General features: G+C 58.8%; 21 protein-coding genes and 1 pseudogene. 9 read left to right on the forward strand and 13 right to left on the reverse strand.

The annotated features are described in order from the left end of the window. Positions 1-293 precede the first annotated feature (293 nt). Complete coding sequence (locus AB3L03_RS12720; RefSeq protein ID WP_368508722.1) at positions 294-584, forward strand: hypothetical protein; 291 nt, start codon at positions 294-296, stop codon at positions 582-584. Between the two features lie 84 nt (positions 585-668). On the opposite strand, the gene AB3L03_RS12725 is transcribed toward AB3L03_RS12720, so the two are convergent. The 6 genes from AB3L03_RS12725 to AB3L03_RS12750 form a co-directional block, all read right to left on the reverse strand. Further along, positions 669-1430, reverse strand: a complete 762-nt coding sequence (locus AB3L03_RS12725; RefSeq protein WP_368508723.1) for a hypothetical protein — start codon at positions 1428-1430, stop codon at positions 669-671. A 3-nt stretch (positions 1431-1433) separates the two neighbouring features. Then, positions 1434-1655: a hypothetical protein gene (locus AB3L03_RS12730; RefSeq protein ID WP_368508724.1), complete on the reverse strand. Its 222-nt coding sequence runs from the start codon at positions 1653-1655 to the stop codon at positions 1434-1436. 431 nt (positions 1656-2086) lie between these two features. Beyond that, positions 2087-2365, reverse strand: coding sequence for a hypothetical protein (locus tag AB3L03_RS12735; protein ID WP_368508725.1), 279 nt, complete (start codon positions 2363-2365; stop codon positions 2087-2089). A 160-nt stretch (positions 2366-2525) separates the two neighbouring features. Beyond that, complete coding sequence (locus AB3L03_RS12740; protein WP_368508726.1) at positions 2526-3149, reverse strand: ImmA/IrrE family metallo-endopeptidase; 624 nt, start codon at positions 3147-3149, stop codon at positions 2526-2528. Between the two features lie 128 nt (positions 3150-3277). Next, positions 3278-3703 carry a hypothetical protein gene (locus AB3L03_RS12745; protein ID WP_368508727.1) on the reverse strand — a complete coding sequence of 142 codons (426 nt, stop codon included), beginning with the start codon at positions 3701-3703 and terminating at the stop codon, positions 3278-3280. Then, positions 3700-4308 carry a hypothetical protein gene (locus tag AB3L03_RS12750; RefSeq protein ID WP_368508728.1) on the reverse strand — a complete coding sequence of 203 codons (609 nt, stop codon included), beginning with the start codon at positions 4306-4308 and terminating at the stop codon, positions 3700-3702. Before AB3L03_RS12750 ends, AB3L03_RS12745 begins: the two co-directional genes overlap by 4 nt. A 15-nt stretch (positions 4309-4323) precedes the next feature. Here AB3L03_RS12750 and AB3L03_RS12755 point away from each other — a divergent pair, with 15 nt between their 5' ends. From AB3L03_RS12755 to AB3L03_RS12765, 3 genes are read left to right on the forward strand one after another with little or no spacing between them, the layout of a single operon-like run. Next, positions 4324-5652 (forward strand): nucleotidyltransferase, encoded by a 1329-nt coding sequence (locus tag AB3L03_RS12755; RefSeq protein ID WP_368508729.1) that lies wholly within the window; start codon positions 4324-4326, stop codon positions 5650-5652. A 28-nt stretch (positions 5653-5680) separates the two neighbouring features. Continuing rightward, positions 5681-6139 (forward strand): hypothetical protein, encoded by a 459-nt coding sequence (locus AB3L03_RS12760; protein WP_368508730.1) that lies wholly within the window; start codon positions 5681-5683, stop codon positions 6137-6139. Further along, complete coding sequence (locus AB3L03_RS12765; protein WP_368508731.1) at positions 6136-7020, forward strand: CBASS cGAMP-activated phospholipase; 885 nt, start codon at positions 6136-6138, stop codon at positions 7018-7020. The genes AB3L03_RS12760 and AB3L03_RS12765 overlap by 4 nt, the downstream gene beginning before the upstream one ends. Before the next feature lie 436 nt (positions 7021-7456). On the opposite strand, the gene AB3L03_RS12770 is transcribed toward AB3L03_RS12765, so the two are convergent. After that, a complete protein-coding gene (locus AB3L03_RS12770) occupies positions 7457-7978 on the reverse strand; it encodes a hypothetical protein (RefSeq protein ID WP_143273798.1) in 522 nt (173 codons plus the stop codon). A gap of 14 nt (positions 7979-7992) precedes the next feature. After that, positions 7993-8568 (reverse strand): hypothetical protein, encoded by a 576-nt coding sequence (locus tag AB3L03_RS12775; RefSeq protein WP_085383561.1) that lies wholly within the window; start codon positions 8566-8568, stop codon positions 7993-7995. Positions 8569-9053: 485 nt separating this feature from the next. Between AB3L03_RS12775 and AB3L03_RS12780 the strand changes: the two genes are divergently transcribed. After that, on the forward strand, positions 9054-10961 hold the full coding sequence (locus AB3L03_RS12780) for a hypothetical protein (RefSeq protein WP_368508732.1): 1908 nt from the start codon (positions 9054-9056) through the stop codon (positions 10959-10961). 249 nt (positions 10962-11210) lie between these two features. On the opposite strand, the gene AB3L03_RS12785 is transcribed toward AB3L03_RS12780, so the two are convergent. Together AB3L03_RS12785 and AB3L03_RS12790 are read right to left on the reverse strand one after the other, a co-directional pair. Next, a complete protein-coding gene (locus tag AB3L03_RS12785) occupies positions 11211-12554 on the reverse strand; it encodes a type II toxin-antitoxin system HipA family toxin (protein WP_085383578.1) in 1344 nt (447 codons plus the stop codon). Further along, positions 12544-12822, reverse strand: coding sequence for a helix-turn-helix transcriptional regulator (locus AB3L03_RS12790; RefSeq protein ID WP_240543913.1), 279 nt, complete (start codon positions 12820-12822; stop codon positions 12544-12546). Before AB3L03_RS12790 ends, AB3L03_RS12785 begins: the two co-directional genes overlap by 11 nt. Before the next feature lie 551 nt (positions 12823-13373). On the opposite strand from AB3L03_RS12790, the gene AB3L03_RS12795 reads away from it, so the two are divergent. Then, a complete protein-coding gene (locus AB3L03_RS12795) occupies positions 13374-14687 on the forward strand; it encodes a DUF2130 domain-containing protein (RefSeq protein WP_368508733.1) in 1314 nt (437 codons plus the stop codon). Between the two features lie 26 nt (positions 14688-14713). Continuing rightward, positions 14714-14986, forward strand: a pseudogene (locus AB3L03_RS12800) (IS5/IS1182 family transposase); the annotation flags it as partial. On the opposite strand, the gene AB3L03_RS12805 reads toward AB3L03_RS12800, so the two are convergent. The 3 genes from AB3L03_RS12805 to AB3L03_RS12815 all read right to left on the reverse strand — a co-directional run bounded on the left by AB3L03_RS12805 (position 14979) and on the right by AB3L03_RS12815 (position 18397). Continuing rightward, complete coding sequence (locus tag AB3L03_RS12805; RefSeq protein ID WP_368508734.1) at positions 14979-17489, reverse strand: AAA family ATPase; 2511 nt, start codon at positions 17487-17489, stop codon at positions 14979-14981. The pseudogene AB3L03_RS12800 and the gene AB3L03_RS12805 sit on opposite strands and share 8 nt — an antisense overlap. Beyond that, positions 17476-17634, reverse strand: a complete 159-nt coding sequence (locus AB3L03_RS12810; protein ID WP_368508735.1) for a hypothetical protein — start codon at positions 17632-17634, stop codon at positions 17476-17478. The genes AB3L03_RS12805 and AB3L03_RS12810 overlap by 14 nt, the downstream gene beginning before the upstream one ends. A gap of 628 nt (positions 17635-18262) precedes the next feature. Beyond that, positions 18263-18397: a hypothetical protein gene (locus AB3L03_RS12815; RefSeq protein WP_274535501.1), complete on the reverse strand. Its 135-nt coding sequence runs from the start codon at positions 18395-18397 to the stop codon at positions 18263-18265. A gap of 68 nt (positions 18398-18465) precedes the next feature. Here AB3L03_RS12815 and AB3L03_RS12820 point away from each other — a divergent pair, with 68 nt between their 5' ends. After that, complete coding sequence (locus AB3L03_RS12820) at positions 18466-18666, forward strand: hypothetical protein (RefSeq protein ID WP_085348618.1); 201 nt, start codon at positions 18466-18468, stop codon at positions 18664-18666. Between the two features lie 16 nt (positions 18667-18682). After that, complete coding sequence (locus AB3L03_RS12825) at positions 18683-19084, forward strand: hypothetical protein (protein ID WP_368508736.1); 402 nt, start codon at positions 18683-18685, stop codon at positions 19082-19084. Positions 19085-19091: the final 7 nt, after the last annotated feature.

Raw genomic sequence — 19091 nt, forward strand, 5'->3', positions numbered from 1 at the left:
GGAGTTCGCACCATGACCGGATCCCAACGAGCGGGCGCGCCAGCCGCCACATACCAAGGCGCGACGACCGGCTTTGACGGCGAGGTCACCGAGTTCTCAGGCCACTGCGTCTATATCCGCACGATGGTCACGCTGACGGTCCGGATCTGGCGTAACTCCGATGACGAACGTGCCCTCATGGAGAAGGCCTCACCGTCCTTTTTCCTGGATATGGGGCAGGTTCTCGGCCGAATACCTCGTGCTGTCGGATTACCGTTCCCGCCAACAACGGCCAAAATTTCACCATCGAGTATTTGGTCGACAGCTTCTCGCCGCATTCGGCAACATTCCAACAGCTCGAGCAGCCTGAGCAAACCATGTGCAGACTGCGGACTAAGATCAAGCCGGCTCGCAACAAGCTTGTGGCCCACGCCGACCGCGATGCGATCCGAAAGGGAACACCCCTTGGCTATGCGACCTGGCAGGAAGGGGACGAATTCTGGACCGCCCTGAAGACGTTCGTCCGCGTGCTGAACGAAAAGTGCTTGGGACGTCCTTTGAAATCGACATTGCCGGAGTGCCGGGCGACGCTGAAATGCTTTTGAAGTCGCTGCAGCAAAGCAGTCACTTCGAGACGCTGCTTGCAAGCAAAGATAAAGCCGTTCAGGAAGCCTCGCTGGCCCTCCCTCCTACTGGGAGAGGGATTTGAAGCAGGCCTGCATGTCATCCTCAGCCTTGCGGATCTGATTGGCTATCGCTTTTGCGCGAATACCGACCGGATGCCTGTCAATGTTGTAGTCGTAAGCAGATAGGCTTTCACTCGACGTGACCCGCATCGCCGGCACTTGGATCACGACTGAATTCAAACTGCTACATTGCTGAACGAACTTGTCCAGGACCGTTTTGCCCATCGCCCGATCGGCTTCGCCAAGGTCCGCCATCTTTTTCTGGAGCGTCTTTAGGTACGATTGCCAGGGCCTGACCGTTTGCGCCGGCAGGCCCTTGTCGTACCAGTCGATCTGTATTTTTAGCCCCAACACGTCCAGCTCCGAGAGAAGTGTTGCCTTGCTGACCAGTACCTTTTCGCGAACGAGCGAAAACGTCGTGCCGACGAGCTGTGCCCCGAGTTCCTGCACCTGCTTGGCGTAACCCTGCTGCGCCATCTCGAGATCGGCAATCTGACCTTCCAGCCTGACTTTCTGTTCGGTCAAGCTGCTCAAGCTGACTTGGCTTTCCGCAATCGAGCGCTGCAGGTCCTTTTCGGTCTGCTCCAGGCTCGTTATGCGGATATTGCGCAATGCCAACTCCGATTGGAGGTAGCTCACGAATGCCTGCGAGGTCTTTGAAAACAAGAACCCGTAGATGGCCAGAATAGCCAGCGCCAAGGCACAGAGCGCAGATACGATTTGTGAAATGTTTCCCCATTCGGGGCGATGTGTCTCCTGGCCCAAGCCTTACCTCCGCCAATTCTGGCCAAGTTCATCGTCGAACCACATCTCGGCATCGTAGTCGGCTCCCATGCGGGAACGGAAATGCAAGTAGTGCGAGTAGTGGTTGTTCGAAAGCCACGTTTTGAATTCGGAGAAGCTCGGATGCTCCCGCCTCTCTTCGGCAAGCGTGTCATACCACGTCGTTGCCAAAGCTCGGATCGCGCGCTCTGATTCGGCCTTTGCCATGAACCATCTTAGCAAACTGGATGCAGGCCGATCGAGCCTGAGCGTCCGGTCGCCACACCCGTAACCCTACGGTGCATTCACATCCCGGGCGGCCTGCACAGCCGCATCGAAAATCTCGACTCGCAGCATGGGAAATCGACGCTTCAAATCCTTGGCCCCGATCTCCACGCCGTCCTTGTGGCGAACTCGGTTTTCACAAGACCGTCGACGATGATCGCATACGCGCTCGTGGGCAGATTTCGGCCTCGTTTCGACATCTTCAGATCGCCACGAATTGCACTCTCTTTCGTTGCTTAGAGTGAGTCTCCCTGTGGGAGCACCCCCTCGGCGTCTTCTTGCGGAAGCCAAGTAGCCGTCCTTGTCATCTTCCAAGTGGACGCCTTCTGTGACGAGTTCCTTTGCCCAGCAGTCGTCATAAAGCATCGCCCTGATCATGAGCGCGCCCCGGAAATTCGATGTCGTGCGCGATCGTGCCCGCGACCTCGATCAAAACGCGTCCGAATATATTTCTTCTTTCGCTCGGACTCATCGAAATGGCGAAAACCGCCCGGAGGGGCATCCTGCTCAAATTCCGTCTTGTCCACGGCGCCCTTGACGTCCGCCACGATCGACACCGAAATCGGAAGACGTTCAAGCAAGCAGCCCATAACCGCATGTCCCGCTTCGTGACAGGCCGTCTCTATCTTAATTTCTTCCATTTCATCCGACACGGTCGCGTTTCTGCCAGTTGGCCTGCGAGACCATTGTAACCTGCGACCATCCTTGAAAACAGCCGGCTCGCGAGCCTGAGCGGCTGCGTTTTACTGCGCGTCCACATCCACCAGCCTCCGCTTCCAATCGTTGTTGCGGCGTGGTGACTCAGGCCAAAATCTACGCGATCGCCTGCCGTGGCAGCGTGAGCACCGTGAGGATCTCGTCGTCCGGCAGAAGGAACGACTGCTCTTCTACCTCGTGCCGATCGCATCCCTTGAAATCGAACCAGGCATCCGCCGGATTCTTTCGGGGGAAGTTTTGTTCGTCGGCGCCCCGGAGCAGCATGTCGGCGGCGAACGTCTGATCGTCCAATGCCCTGACGGGCCGCCACCATTCCGCGATCATCGGCGACGTCTTGTACCAGACGCGATTCCGCCTGTTGTGGCAAACAATGACCATGGGGAAATGGTTCAACGCGGTCATCTTCACAAGGGTGGCCGTGAGACTGACGTCGAACTCATCGGCCAACTCCCTGGACGCCGCCAAAGTGAGGCGCTTCATCTTCCAAAGTCGCGGAAGAACCATAAAAATAGGAAGAATCAGATCGGAGGCGAAGTCGTCGGCACGCCGCTCCGGACTAAGCGCGTCATGCCTGAAATTGCAGACGTCGTTCTTGCCGCAGAAGAGAACCTTTCCGCGATCGTAGTGCCAATGCCCAAGCTCGTGTCCAAGGGAGAAGCGGCGACGCTGTCGCATGCTGAGGCTATTGACCGCGATGACGGCGCGCTTCTTCGATCCCAAGATCGTGGCTTCGCAGTTGTCGATCGGCCTGTAATTGACCACTGCGCCTTGCGTCCATCCGATGGCATCGAGGTCGATATCCTTGGGCTCCGCGATCCCGAGCCCGACGAGCAGGCGCTCTGCCGGGGTCATTCTTCCCCTTCTTCCTTGTCCTCGTTTTCAAGCGCCTCGAGCTGCGCCAGATCCTTCAACAGGTTTTCCTCATCACGCTCAGAAAGTTTGCCACCCTTGCGTGCGGCCATCATTGAATCAGCGACCTCACCGGATCGCATCCCATCGAAACGACGACGCGCTTTCGCAAGGTCGAAGCTCTTGACGTTCTCCTGCTCACGGTATGCCTTCGATTCATCCTGAGCCCGCTCGAAACGCATCCGAGCGGCACGCGCCCTCGCCTGCTCCAAAGCGCGGCCGGCGCGGGCCACCGCCTTCTCGAAATCGTCACCCGCTTCCTTGAAGTCTTCGCGCAGATCGGCTTCCGAGGCTTCAAGTATGCTGTCGTCGATGGCCCGGTCGAGCTTCGACAATTTCTCGCGGTCTGTCGGATCTCTGCTCATCGCCACCATCCCTTCGGATACTCCCGACGGGCGAAGCGCCGGATTTTCTTGATCACGTAGTCCAGGCGCGCCTGGTCGACGCCCAGAAAATCCCGCAGCGTCTCGCCCCTCATGTCATTCTCCCAGCCGAGTAGCACCATGCTCATCTCCTCGTCGGCGCCGTAGTGCACGTTCAGTGCCGCACAAACCTCCGATGCCGCCCGATCCTGTTCCGCCCGGATTGCCGCATCCTCCGGGCTCGGTCCCGACGCTTTCAATTCGAACTTCGACTTGCGCTCGCCGGTCGTCACGTCCTCTATCGGAACCTGCTGCTGCAGACGATCGCGCCGGTGGCCGGCGATGTTCCGCATCGACTGGACCAGGAAGACTATGAACCTGGTGATGCGCGGGCAGCGCTTCTCCTGGAAGAGCGCGGAACACATCGCCTCCTGCAATAGGTCGCCCTCGGCGAAGTCGGTCCCACCAAGGTAACGGCGTTCGATGGCGTCCAGACGAGCGAGGTCGAGCGGCGTCAGCCCGTCCAGCGCCGACGCCACCTCATCGTATGTGAGGTGCTCGGTCGCGGAGGCCGATACTTCGGGAGGCGGCACGCTGATGTCGTCCATAGCTTCACGTATCCTATGCCGGCCAAAAATCTCTTTCGGACAAAAAAATCGAGTCCGAAACGCGCAGCTGGCCGGCATGCAGATGTAGAGGCGACCGGTTTCGATGGGACCGGGGGCAATCATTTGAAAACCGGTGATAAAACAATGAATTACATAATAGAACGGGCGCAGCTGCGCCAGTCGCAGCTGGCCGACCTCATCGAGGAGGCCTGCCAGCATCTCGAGCCGTCGTCCTATCAGCGCGAGGTCGCGCAGCAGCGCTATGAAGGCGTCGGCGACTGGCTCTCCCAGTCCGACGACCCGCTGCTGGCCGAAATCGCCATCCGGCTCCAGGGCTCCGTGGCGATCGGCACGACGGTCAAGCCGATTGGCATCGCCGAGTACGACGTCGATCTGGTGGCGCACGTGCCGGATATCGACACCGCGATCTCGCCCGCGATGCTTAAGGCGCGCATTGGGGACCGTCTTCGGGCGAACGGCCACTACGCCCCCCTGCTGCTGGAGATGCCGCGCTGCTGGCGGCTCAACTATGCCAACGAATTCCACCTGGACATCACCCCCAGCATCCCCAATCCCGGCTGTACGCTCGGTGGCGAACTCGTCCCCGACAAGACATTGAAGTCCTGGAAGGCATCCAATCCCATGGGGTACCGGGCGAAGTTCGAGCGTCGCGCCAAGCTGCGTGCCCGGATCCGCTCCGCCTTCGGACGGACCCTCGCCAGCACCATCGCGAAGGACTCGGTAGAGCCCTATCCTGAGCAAATGAAGCTGAAGGGCCTCTTGCGCCGGACCGTGCAGATCGCAAAGCGCCATCGTGATCTCGAATTTATCGGCGACGCCGACGGCGTGGCGCCGCTGTCGATCATTATCACGACGCTGACCTCGCGAGCCTACGAATTCTGCGTCGGCAACGTGGTGTACGACCACGAACTGGACCTGATCGTCGACTTGCTGCGCCGCATGCCGGACATGATCGAGACCCGTGTCACTGACGCCAGCGCGGAATGGTATCTCTGGAACCAGACCACGAAAGGCGAGAACTTTTGCGAAAAATGGAACAAGCACCCAGAGCGTGCGGTCGCGTTCTTCGAGTGGCACATCAAGCTCATCGCCGACATCGAGCGGCTCGCGGCGGCGGAGGGGCTCGATGATGTGCGCCGACTGCTGGGCGACGTCGTCGGACGTACGCCGGCAAATGCCGCGCTCGACGCGCTGACAGCGCGCCTCAGCACGGCCCGTACGGGCAACAAGCTTTCGGTCACCAAGCCAGCCGGTCTGATCTTGGGCACGACCGTCGGTGCTACGCCTGTCCGGAGCAACACGTTCTTCGGCGATGCGCGGTGACTGAATGCGATTGGGGCGCCGGAAGCCGTTGACGGCAGCGCAGCAGTACGTGAACCTGAGAGCCAATCCGTTGAGCTTGGGCGCAGGAACGCTGCGGGCCGGCGCCTTTGTCTGGAGGTTCGATACCTCGCCCTCTCCTCTGAGCAGGATCTACCGCGTTCGCATCGAGATGGCGCAGGAGCGATCGCCGCGCACGTTCATCGAGACGCCGGATCTCGCGCAGCTCGCCGGCGGACGCGACTTGCCCCATGTCTATCACAATCCGACGCGCCTGTGTCTCTATCTGCCTGGAACCTCAGAGTGGCAGGCATGGATCCGGATCGATCAGACCATCGTACCGTGGACCATGCTTTGGCTCTGGTATTTCGAGGACTGGCTTGCGTCAGACGAATGGAAGGGCGGAGGCGTCCATCGGTCGGGACACGATCAGGACCTTGGCCGCTCGCCGAGACTTCGGTTCATAGATCAAACCGGGGTGCACAAATGAACCACGACGAGTTGCCGACCTACAAGATCCTGTCCATCGACGGAGGAGGTATCCTCGGTGCCTTTCCGGCTGCCTTCCTGGCGAAGCTCGAAGATCATCTCGACGCGCCGCTTGTCTCCTACTTCGACCTGATCGGAGGAACGTCCACCGGCGGCATCATCGCCATCGGACTCGGGCTCGGTCTGTCGGCGAAGGATATCCTCAAACTTTACGAAGAACAGGGCCGCGCCATCTTCGGACAGCAGCACGGCGCCATCGCGAACTTCGTGTTGCAGCGCTGGAGGGGCGCGCGTCAACTCATCGCCTCGAAATATTCCTCCAAGCCGCTGCACGACGCGCTCGTGGGGGCGCTTGGCGATCGGCGGCTCGGCGAGAGCCAAACCCGCCTGGTCGTGCCAGCATGGCACCCCATGCTCGAACGCGTCTACATATACAAGACCGCCCATCATCCGCGCCTCGAGACCGACTACAGAGTTTCTGCGGTCGATGCGGCGATGGCAACGGCGGCAGCTCCAACGTTCCTGAACCCACACACCACCGAGGATGCCATCGAGCTTGTCGACGGCGGCGTTTGGGCGAACAACCCGATCGGCGTCGCCTCGATCGAAGCCATCGGAATGCTCGGCTGGCCTGCCGATCGGCTGAAGATCCTAAGCATAGGCACGATCAAGGACGTAAAGGCGCCGCCGCGGTGGAAAGGCAAGCTGCCCATGGCGACATCGATGGCACGCCTGTTTATGGCCGGACAGTCGCATAGCGCAATGAGTACGGCAAAGATCGTCACGGGCGACGTCCATCATCGGCAGGCAATCTGGCGGATCGATCAAACGCTCCGTTGGGGCGGTACACCCTGGATAACGCCGGGCGCATTACCGAGATGAAAAACCGTGGCTTCACCGAGGCTCGCGAGCAGTTGCCGATTCTGCGGCGCCACTTCTTCGCTCAGCAGGCGAAGGAGTTTGTCCCCTGCCATTCGCTGAACTCCGAGAGCACCAATCTCGATCGCAACAAATCTGCGCTAGATCCAGCCGCATAACAGTCGCTATCTGCCCTTGACTGTCGTACTATTGAACAACGGATGCTATCGCATCATCATGCAACGCCGCTAGGCATTCTATGGATTTCCATGAGCAATCAAACGATTTATCGCAATGGCGCGCGCTTGGCCTAGGGCCACCCGCGATACCGAAGGCGCTAGACTTCACGAGGTCTTGTCGGCCGCGACCGAACGCCGAGGTTCGGAGTTCATGGAGGAGGTCGTCGACGGCGCTCTTTGAAGAAAGCGTGACATCAACGCCACGCTCTCGCATTGATGTCTCAAGGCGCGGGACAGTTCTTCTCAGCCACGCATCTAACGCACTGGATCGCCCAAGACTTGATGTTCTCGGCCGCAGGCTGCCGAATGATCACTCCGCGAATTCGAATGTTCTGCCACGCACGTCCTTCACCTGGTCCCTTGCCATCGCAGCTGATCGGCACAGTTACGGTTCGATTGTCCGCGGAGATCGACGGCTGACCATACCTGCCGTTATTCTGGCTGATATTATCTACGCTGATCGCATCGATCGAACGATTTTGAATGATCGTCCCGGGAGGGGCCATGTAAGTCACCGCGCCGCTCCTGTCGTTGCGACGAATACGCGGCGGGAAGCCAACGACATCCCCCGCCGGGCAGGTTATCTCTCCCTCTTGCGTGAACTGTTGCGGGCTTTCATACGCGGCTTGTAGGTTTGTCATGCATTGGTCGATCTCGTCGGCCCAGACAACATCGGTCGAATAGGCCACGGTAAGCAACAATGCACCAATCGTTCTAGCGTGGCGCGCCAATGACGTCGGCATCTTGGTTACCCTCTTCACTTGCCTGCCTGCAGGCACTGGCGTGATTGAACGGTCACTTCAGCGACCGACAACTTTTCCTTATCGATCGCGTTCAGACACGCGTTGACGCGTGCCACGTCAACCTGAGGTCCTTGTCCGACGGGAGAGGCGGAAGGCGTGTCCGATCGTGGCACCGGCTGGACCACCGGGGGTGTTTGAGTCGGCTTCTCCAATTTGGCGACGGCCACCGATTGACCGAACGTGACTAGCTCTGCGAACGAACCTGGCCAGCGGAAGAAGAAGCAGCTGATGCACAAGCCCAAGACAACGCAGATGCTCAGCGTATAAGCCCAAACAATCACGAAAACCGGCAAACGGAGGATGGCAAACCCTTGGCGATCACGCCCCAATATTCCCGCGATTGCAGATACGATCAGGAACAGGATGAGCAATATCAGTATGACGATTGCTCCAAGCGCAGCGACGCTCCAACTGATACGGAAGGACTCGATGATGGCCAGCACCGCAACAATGGCGATCGCCGGCCACACGATACGGGTGGCCGGGTACTCTCGATTTGCCTCCCGCAGGAGCTCAAGAGGCGAAACCATGAAAACTCCTCAGTCAAAAAGCTACAGTGAATGATTCTTGGCAAAGACCTTACCGCTCGCCTTTCGCCACACGCCACACGTGGAAGACACGCGCCCTTTAGAGCACGGTCGCAAGCGGCTACCTTGCTTACCGCGCAACCGCTTGAAATCGCTCGACCAAATAACTTTCACTCTACAATCTAGGGCTGTACGCCGTTTGTCAAGATGAGCTACGGGTCTAGTCGACACGCAATGAGCCGATCTTCAATCCTGACGAGGTCCATGACCCAAACCAACCGCCGGTCATCGTGGATTGGCTGTAGGAATGCGACGAAAGGTCGACCGGCGCTGCCAACGGCCTTATCCGTCTGGCAGCGCACGTCTGCCGAGGGGGCAAATGGGCATGGATCTCGAAGGCAGGGCTTCACCGAAGCATTTCGACGCTTGCGATCCAGAACTCTCCGGAAGTATGAGACCACCTCGCCTTCGCCCCTGAAAGAACGTCGATGACTGATTTTAATTTCACGCTGGATACGTTCCTTGACCGCCGCGAGATGCGATCGCTGATCATCAACGATACGCGGCTTCAACCAGATCATTTCAAGTTTGAGAAGACGCAGGCGAACGCGCTCATTGAGCGATTTCGCGTCAGCGCCCCCGAATTCTGCCGGACATACGACACATTCATCGCAATCTTCGATGATTTGCGAAATGCGCTGGCATCCTACCGCCTATCCGCTAAGCACTCCGAACCAGTACGCCGTTCTGCGGTCCTTTTGTCGCTATTTGACGGCTTCCACATATTCGATCAACCATTCATTCCGCCAACCGATTCCGATACTATTTCCGAATCCGACCTGATGAACCTTCGCGCGTTCCGGACGGCCGATGGCAACGACTATTCCGGCGACGATCTCCTGGAAGGCATTTTTGACACGCTCAAAGTTGCACTAGATTACTGCGCCTTCCTCAAGTCGCAAACTGATCATGGCGATGGCGCGGCCCCGGACCTTCGCTTGCTCTTCAGAGTCTTCAATCAGTTCAGGATTTGCAAGAACGACTGGCTAGAGTGCCTCTGCCTTGGCAACGAGGTGGATACCAAGCCGGAAGCGCTCGCAGACAATGCTATTGAGATTGCACAGCGAATCAGTTTGGCGCGCGAGGGGTCGCTGAGAATGCAGCACATCTCGTTCGGCGGCGCCAAAGGCTTCGCCGTGGCACAGCATCGTTTCGTCGACGGCCAATTGCGCGTGGGACGAAAAAATCGACGGGACTTTGCCAAATTTCGCGCGAGCATGCACGATCACATTGCCTATCCGTTCCTAAGAAACATTATTCGGCATCTGAAGGCGGATCATCCCGCTTCGCGCGCGCTCGATGTTTATCTTCTCCTCACCTTCATATCACTCGGAAACCTCTCCCGCTTCGGCCTCAAGAACGAGAGCAACTCATATTTGTTCGACGCGACGTCATTCGGCGCATTTGTTGCGGCCTTCCTCGACATGGACGAGAAAGTGGCTAGCGAGCTGTTGGACCGGTTCGTGTTCGTACCGGGCCAGAAGCACGACATATGGTTCACCCCACTCGTATTTTTTGAGACGAGCTACGCGCTGCTCTCTCCGATGTGCGCTCATGCGAACTTCGAGCGTTACGTCGAGGAACTAGTATCGGGTAACGATGACATAGACATCGGCCGCGATTTCGAGACCTACATCGCTGACCTGACGACGCGCGCGATCAAGAAGGCGTTGCTGCCCTTCGCGGTCCGTGGGCCCATGAAGCTAAAGCCGAACGCCTCGACTTTTGAGGAGGTTGATCTACTGATCCTAGCTGATAAGACAATCTACCTCGCCGAAGTGAAGTACGATGCGTTCTCAGCCGAGCCACTTGCAATTCTGCAGCACGTGGAAAAGATGGCCGGAGCTTGCAAACAGGCTGCCAGAAAGGCGGACTTCCTTATCGCGAATTGGTCCGCCCTGTCTTCGAGCCTGAACTGGCCGGCTGACATCGAGAGAGTTGTTCCATTCGCCTTGACAGAAAAGACTTTCCTGAATGGCTTTTCGTTCCGCGGAGTGCCGATCGTTGCCCTGAGAGATTTCGAGGACTTTTTCAGTGGTGAGATCTTATTCAACTTGAGCCTCGGCAAAGGCGGGATTATTTCCGGCGGCTCCTTTCAGAAGACCTTCGAGAGTCGCCAGTCCGCGGCCTCGGACCTCGAAACGTATCTGAGCGAGCCTCTGAGACGACGGGAATTCGCAAAGCGCCTCCGGATCCGGGCGATCGACCGCAGACCGACGCAAGAGGTGAGAATTTCCTACCGCAGACACGAATTCGAAGTCGTCAACGTGGTTTCGTCCGGGGATCAGGATTCATCTTCACGGGAGGGAAGTGCTTCCGTGTCCACTGGACGCTAGATGGCGAGCACGCTGCTGAAACCACAATTCGTTGCGCTGGACTCCTCCCACGTTGCGGATCTTGCGCGTGATCGCGCCTCCATTGACGAGCGACTTCGGCATCTCGAAGGAATTCCGGAGCGCGTTTGATACGACGGGTATCCGAGATCAAAATAGTTGACATGCTGCGCGGGCGCGCTCGCTTGCCTGAGGACATTCGGCATCGCCTTCGGGCTATGCACCTGCGATTTTCGTTCGTTTCCCGCCCGCTTAGCGTGGACGGGTGGTCGGCAGCTCTTCGACGTCGTCGGTTGCGATCGTCGGATCCTCCAAATTGTAACCGAACCCTTCGTAAATGAACGCGCTGCGGATCAGTTCGCAATCCCGCTCGCTGACGCCAACTTGCCGGCAGACTCGATACCAGGCCTCATCGATGGTAGCTCTCATGCCGTCAACGATTGCCGTGGCGTCTTCTCTGGACAAGAGAAAACGTTCGCACTGCGACAGCAAGTTGACCCGGTTCGCGTATCGTCCCCAGTCGCCGAATGCCATCGCCAGGTCCCGGCGCTCCAATGCAATCATCGGGTTCGGTGTGAGGTCGTATGCCGGCGACAGCGACCACGCCTGGTCCTTTGCCAAGATGGCATGGTTACGTGGATGATCGTCGGTATTCGAGATGAGGGTGTTAAAGCACACACGCCGAAACAGCTCTGGCAGATCCTTCGACTGACTTCCGGATGCGGCTCGCCGTATTTCATCAGCCAACAGAAGATATGACCATTTTTGACGCTTATCGGCAGTGTCGGGCGTGTCATCCGCATCGAGCAGCGTCAAGGCGCTCACCATCCTGCTGCGGTGGTAACCCTTCTCGGCCTTATTCCGATCGAACCGCTTGATCAGGACGACATCCTTGTCGCCGATCGTGGTCATCCGGCTCTCCGCGCACGAGATCCCGCACTCACGAGCAAGGGTCAGCATGGCGTGCTCGACCCGCGGGTTGTTCCATCGATCGTCGCGATGGGGAAATTTCGCGAGCCAAAGCGCATCCTCGTCCTCGACGGTAGCCTTCGGCCGCGCGCCCCCCATCGAGGTGCCCGCACGCATCAACGCCTCGGCCTGTTCAGCGTCAGCACCTGCTGGTACTCGTGCTGCTGGATCCTTTTCAGCGGCGACGATCTGGTCGGCCACTTCGATCAAACGCGCCAAGTCCAGCGTCTTGTTGAACGTACGAACAGGTGCCGGCGGTTGCACGTTAAGACCAAAGCCCAAGGCGCCGGCGCGATCGTCGGGTGAGTTGAGCAGATATTGAATTTCGCTCGGCGACGGATTGCCCAGACGAGTTTCGATCAGCTTGCGTCCCCAGGCGTCCGGAGAGCTGTCCCGCAACGCGCCAAAATTGCCCCGCAGCTTCGTTGTCCGGAACGGAGGGACTTGAATCTTGAGCTCGACCGGATCGAACTCGACGCGATCCTTTCGCTCGAGGTAGCTGCGGCCATAGACGAATTGTCCAACGGCGGCCCCTTGGCGTGTCGTGTCGAGTTGATACCGCCCCGCCGTAACCGGTTCTGTCTGGCCTGGCAGCGTGATGTAGACGAAACACTCCTCAGAAGGCATTGCTTGGTCCTCCCCCCTGTCGCGCACGCTCGCGCTCATCGAGGCCGCTTAGCGCGAGCCCCTCCTCATCGTTCTTCGGGTTGGCAACGTCGGCAAGCGACGGGAGCAGATTCATTGCCCACAGCATGCCGACATACACGCCGGCACTGGTGCTCAATTTCCCGTTCTCAGCGTCAGCGATGACGTGACGATCTACGCCCAGCTTAGCTGCCAGCTCTGCATGGCTCAGGTTGCGGCGCAGGCGCGCGGTCCGGAGATTGTTGCCCAAGCGCTTGATCGCCTCCTGAACGGCTGAGGGTGGCGCGCTGATTAATTGGCTACGAGGAGGCATGGCGTCTTAAGGCTCCCTTAAAAGGCTTCTTGGCGCCTTATGGCTCCTGGAGAATATAGCCACTCCTCCTCTGCGATGTCAATCGCTTGGCGCCTTAAGCAGCCGCAAATGCCTATATTGGCGCCTGAAGACGCCACTAGAATTCTCAGAAAGGTTTAAATTCGAACGGCTAACCGAGTGCAACCTTGCGCCTCAACATGGCTCGCGGATCTGGGGCCCGATCCTGATAGCCATCAGATTAAGAAACCAATTGACGACCGCCTCATGAGTACATAACAGGAACATCTAACATTGCCCCCCTTTCGACCTCGCTCAATGTGGCAAAGCCAGTCTCCGCCAAAGCGCCGGCGATTTCTGCCCAACTCGAAAGTGCGGATTGCGTGGAAAACCTCTGCGATCGGCGAACAGCATGTGGACATCGCCGCCTCAGACGCCCCAACCGCGCTTGGATGATGTTCAATCCGCACCGATCCGAATGAGGAAAGTTCATGAGCTTTAAAGCAGCGGCAGCCGGAGCTTCAACTGAACCGACCCTGCAATGTCCCAATTGCAATCACGAGATCCGTTTGACGGAATCGTTGGCTGCTCCGCTGCTTGCTGAGACGCGTCGACGCTTTCAGGAACAGCTGGCGAGCAAGGACGCCGAGTTGGCTCGCAAACTCGAGGTGCTGCGGCTCGAACGCGAGCAACTTTCGAAGGACCGCGAGCAAGTCGAAGACCAGGTCAAACAGCGATTGGCGGCAGAGAGGGCCCAACTTGCCGCTAGCGAGGGAAAGAAGGCGCGCGAGGCGGCTGCTGCTGAGCTAGAGGCAAAAGAATCGGAGACTGCAGAGCTGCGGGCCAACTTGGCCAACAATAACCTCAAGCTCGCCGAGGCGCAGAAGCAACAAGCCGAAATGATGCGACAGCAACGAGCGCTCGAGGACGAAAAGCGCGAGCTCGACTTAACCATAGAAAAGCGCGTGCAGGCATCCATCGGGGAAATCCAGGCTAAGGCAAAGCAGGATGCCGACGAAGCTGCGCGCTTGCGCGTTGCGGAAAAGGACCAAACGATCGAGTCTATGGCCCGCACGATCGAGGAGTTGAAGCGCAAGGCAGAGCAAGGTTCGCAACAGTCGCAAGGTGAGGTTCTCGAACTTGAACTCGAGGAATTGCTTCGAGGAAGGTTTCCGACCGATCTGATCGAACCGGTCGGCAAGGGTGAGCTCGGTGCCGACGTGATACAGCAGGTGAACGGCTCGATCAGTCAGCCCGCCGGCATCATCCTCTGGGAGTCGAAACGGACAAAGGCCTGGAGCGACGGCTGGCTTGCAAAACTTCGCGATGATCAACGCCGCTGTGGCGCCGATGTGGCGCTCATCGTCTCACAGACCCTGCCGAAACATGTGGAACATTTCGATCTCATCGACGGCATCTGGGTTGCTCATCCGCGATGTGCGCTCCCGGTTGCAGTGGCTCTCCGCCAGGGACTGATCGACGTCAACAGTTCGCGCATGGTTCAACAGGGACAGCAGACCAAGATGGAGCAGGTCTACCAGTACCTGACCGGCACGAAATTCCGCCAGCGGGTAGATGCCGTGGTCGAGAAGTTTAACGATATGCGCGAGGATTTGGACAAGGAGCGCAAATTCTTGGGGAGGCAGTGGGCCAAGCGCGAAACGCAAATATTGGCTGTGATCGAGTCGACCGTCGGCATGGTGGGTGACCTGCAAGCGATCGCCGGCAAGGCGATGCCGGAGATTCCGAGTCTAGAGGTCCCAATGCTGGAAGCCGTAGGCGACCCTGACCGGAAAATAGGATAATCGCATATCGATCCTCGCCATCACGCGTGGTCGATAGCAATTGTCTGCAGGTATTGCTGGCTTTGAGCCCCGGCGAGGCACACGACGTCCGACTTGCCGGAAAATTGCCATCTCGTCTGAATTCAGGTCGAATGCTCCTTGCCAGCTGCGGCTAGTCGATTGGATCAGAGAGCTTGCCTTGAAAAGGGCACCTAGGCCAACATCCCGCGAAAAGCAATCGCAGCGATCCAATCTGCTTCAGCCTTTATCTCTACCGGACCTGCAACTGGGTTGAGCGGTTCTTCAACAGGATCAAACAACGTGGCCGGGCTGAAACGCGCTGCGACTGCGCGTCATTTCTTTTTTCGCAACCAGGTTGAGACTAATCGTGCCGCAGCTGCAGCGGAGCACCTCCTTGTCGCCCTTGATAGGTGAAACACAGAGGAACTCACCGCAGTCGGTGTTCGGGCATTGCATCAGCCGAAGCAATTCCTGAAACGAACTCGCGACCGCAACGAATTCCTTCGGCTGGAGATCCGCCCAGGCGTTGTAATGGACGGCCTTGTTGATCATCCATTCCTCTGACTTCGTCGCAGCAACGCGTTTCTTGGATTCCACCTGGAGCGTTTCGGCCTCCTGGATATTCTTGCCCCATGAGGCCGCAGAATCGCGTGCCTCCTGGAGGCGGGCTTTCCATGCGGCCAGCACGCTGGGCCAGAGATCGCCGAGATCGTATTGTCCGTTACCGTGGTATTCGATGCGAGCACGCAGGTTGTCCGCTAAGATCGTCGATGTGAATTCGAGGTAGCGCCGCAACGTTCCCGCCGCCTGCGGCACATTGCCCTTGGCGAGGCATCCGTCGATCTGCGTCCAGACATCGCCTTCGGTCCAGACCTGTGGGCCCCCGTCAACCGTCCAGCCGCCGAAGCTGAGTGTGCTCTGAACTAGCTTTTCGCTCTGCATGAACTTGAGCCACACCCCGTCGTGGGTGGTCAGAATAAACTGGGTGTTTGGGAACTTTTGCTTCAGGAGTGCACAGACCTCACGCCGATGGCCGGCGTCGACCGACATCAGAACATCGTCCAAGACGGCGAGTGTGAACCCGTCGCCAAGCGTATGCTTCACCAGCGCGAGATAGAGGCAAAGCCCCATGCCGTCTTGATGGCCCTCGCTATGATAGGCCCCCGGAGGAAACTTGCCGCGCCCGTAGAAGTCGACATCGAAAGCGAGCTTGCCGAATGACGGCGAGAGCTTGCCCTCGAACTTGTCCTCATCGTCACGGTTGATGAAGCTGTAGTATTCGGTGAAATCCTTCTGCACCTTGTCGTAGATGCCCTCCAGGATTGCGGTGCTGACCGCGCCGTAGTGGCTCAGCACGGCCGAAGCCTTCTCGGCCTGCTGCGCCGACAAACTCAGCGCGCGCTGCGTCACTCGGCATTGATCGTACTTTTCCTGCGCGACGATCAGAAACTCCTTCGCCGCTTCCTCCTTTGAAGGATCTGGTAACGTGTCGATGTAGGCCGCCAGACCGTCTGTGGCTTGGAGCAGCTCGCCGGGGGTGGGCGTACCCAATCGGCCGAGCGCTTGCAGGGCCTCAGCAATGACCGCTGGATCGCGAACGATCTTCTCGAGGATGACCCGGTCGCCGTCGAGCACCTTGGCATGCGCGCCGAGCGCCGAAGCATCTATCGGAGGGTTGGCCTTTTCGCACCATTGGGCCACCTTGCCGGCTTCGCGGACCACTGCCTGCAGGTGCGCCGTGAGAGGAGCGATTGCGGATGCAAGCTGCTTCAGAACCGCGGAGGCGGCGTCGGCCTTTGCGATCTTCTCCTGAAGATGGGCGACCAACGCGGCCATTTCCCAGACATTGTCGCAGAGCGGACAAGCATCTTCCTCGATCAGTTCGAGCCCCCGTTCGAGCAGCGCACGTTGCTTGACCACCTTCAGCAAGGCAGGATCATCGGTCAGTTTGGTAAGCCCGGCAACAGCCGCAGCCTTCTCACCTAGTATTCCCGCCTGCTGCGAGACAGCCAGACAGTCCTGATAGGCTGCAAGGTCGCTCTTGGCACCAAGCTTGGAAAAGGGCTGCGGCGCCTTCTCTTCGGCCTCTGCATTGACGCCGGCCTTCAGGGCATTTGCCGGCGCGAGGTCCGTGATCGGATCGAGCTTCAGAACGGCCCGCCGGGCATTCACCGCGGCAAGCAGGTCATTTTTCTTCGGAGCCGCAATGTCAACATGCCGATAGAAGTCGGACTTGGTCCGCCGATCTTCCGCCTCAGCACGGGTATGATCTCGCTTTGCGTCATTGGCAACGCGCTGAAACGAGGTCCGCAGCTTTTCGAGTTGATCGAGACGCAGAAGCTCCTGGACGTATTGGGACCGCTTCCCTGCCGGGACGAGGATGTATTTGATGATCTCGCGACGGGACAGCGCAAACTCGGGATGGGTTTCGAGCTGGGCGAGGACGGCCTTAGTGTCGGCGTCATTCGGCTTCAACGTCGCGATGCTTGCGTTCTTGACGCTCCGTTCGATTGTGATGGTTTTCTTCAGTGCAGGCGCATAGACCTTGAGGCGGACCAATGCGTTCTCGGGCTTCTTGCTCGAGTCCACATGCGGCGCGTGCGCCTTGACACTCAGCTCAGCCGTGCCCGCGCCGCCAAGCCGCGTGATGTTTCCGGTGAGGGCAAACTCGATTGCGTCCACGATACCGCTCTTACCGGTGCCGTTCGGACCCGCGATGCCGAGGCTCCTTCGCCCGAGCGAACGCTTCAGATGCCGGATGCCACGGAACTCGACAATTTCGATTTCTTCAATCTGGATCATCGGTCTGCTCCGCAGGGGTGAAGATCGCCTCCCGCAGGCTTTCTGCGTCCAGCTTGTGATCCGCCAAAGCCTGTCGCAGCGCGGAGAGCGATGCTGGCGGAAGGGTCTTGTGGTCCTCGAGCCTTTGCAGGAAAGCGTCGATCACGGACGAGACCGTGGATGAAAAAGGCGGATCACTCGGAGCAGCCATCTTTGTCCTTACCGTCCGCCATCGCGTCACGGCGTATGCCGTTCATCGCTCGCCGACGCGATGCGCGCAATCTGAGGGTGCGCCACGGAAAATCGAGGGCCCAGCTTGCAGCGGGTGAATATACCTGCTGTATAAATGAAGGCGTTTGCGCCGGCTAGATGGAGCGCGCCGAATCCTATCGCGGATGTTGGTATGCAAGGACTCGATTGCGGCTCGACGCGGAGCTCCTGGAGGCGCGAAGCACCGCCGCCGCACGACATCTAATCCTTGCGAGAGTCCCTAGCCTGGCCAAGGAGGCCGTTTTACGTCACCCAAGTCGACCCACGAGACGAATGCGATCTCAAGGGGAACGCAAGTATTTGATTTATAGAGAAACTTGGTGGGCGCACCAGGGCTCGAACCTGGGACCCGCTGATTAAGAGTTATCTGTGCGCTAAGCATTATCAATGACTTGCTGGTCCCACGCCGTGTTTTTTCAGGCCGGAAATCAAGGTCTGTCGCACGTTCACGATACCTCATTGAGCTGCATATCGTGGGAGTGGCTGAAGGCCAAAGAGCATAGCGTCGGTTGGGCGTGGCGACCTCAGCCCGCTGGCTGGGACAAGCCGAGCGAATCGCGCAAGGTCGAGCCGTGGTACTCGGTGCGGAACAGCCCTCGATGTTGCAGCTCCGGCACAAGGCCGTGGACCAGCTGCTCGTGCAGTGCAGCAGAGTTCATTAGTTCACATTCGTGAATCCCAAGATTGAAAGACTTACGGTAGGATCTGGCTTTCCGAGGGGCGTACCATGTTTGAACAAGCGACAACCGCTCTATTGCGAGCGGTACTCGACGAGGTCTGCGAAGAGCTACCAAGTTCCGAGACCGGCGCTCGCACTCACGTGGCCTGCAAGATCCTCGAGGCCGCAAAGACCGGCGAGAGGACACCGGACCAGCTACGGCAGATCGGCCGGAAAGCCCTGACACAAGCGCCGACGATGTGGCGTTGATCGGGCAAGGTGCGGAGTGAATTTCCAAGTCACGGTCTTGAAGATCCTGGTGAGTTACCCCGAGGGATTCGCCGTGATGGCGGACCTCAAGCGCGACATGGCCATCCTCGCCACCAGCGGCCCGGACTGGGCCGAGCGCACCAAGCGGCTGGCCGCGCGCGCCCGGGCTCGACATTTTTCGGACCGCCTCGTCGAGCGTCAAAACGGCGGCTGGAGAATTACTGTGAACGGACGAGCCGTGCTCGAATCCATGGAGGCGCGCCGGACCGAACACGAAACAGTCGAGAAAGTAAGGGTCGAAACGGCAGGGTCGCGGGTGCGATCGTTGCCGCAGCCGATGGAGCGAGCGAAGCGCCGACGCGAACGGCTGCAGCGTCGCCGCGAAGCCCGCGAACGCGCCCGAGCGCATGCATCTTAAGCGGAAA

This window comes from Bradyrhizobium lupini, assembly GCF_040939785.1.
GTDB lineage: Bacteria > Pseudomonadota > Alphaproteobacteria > Rhizobiales > Xanthobacteraceae > Bradyrhizobium > Bradyrhizobium canariense_D.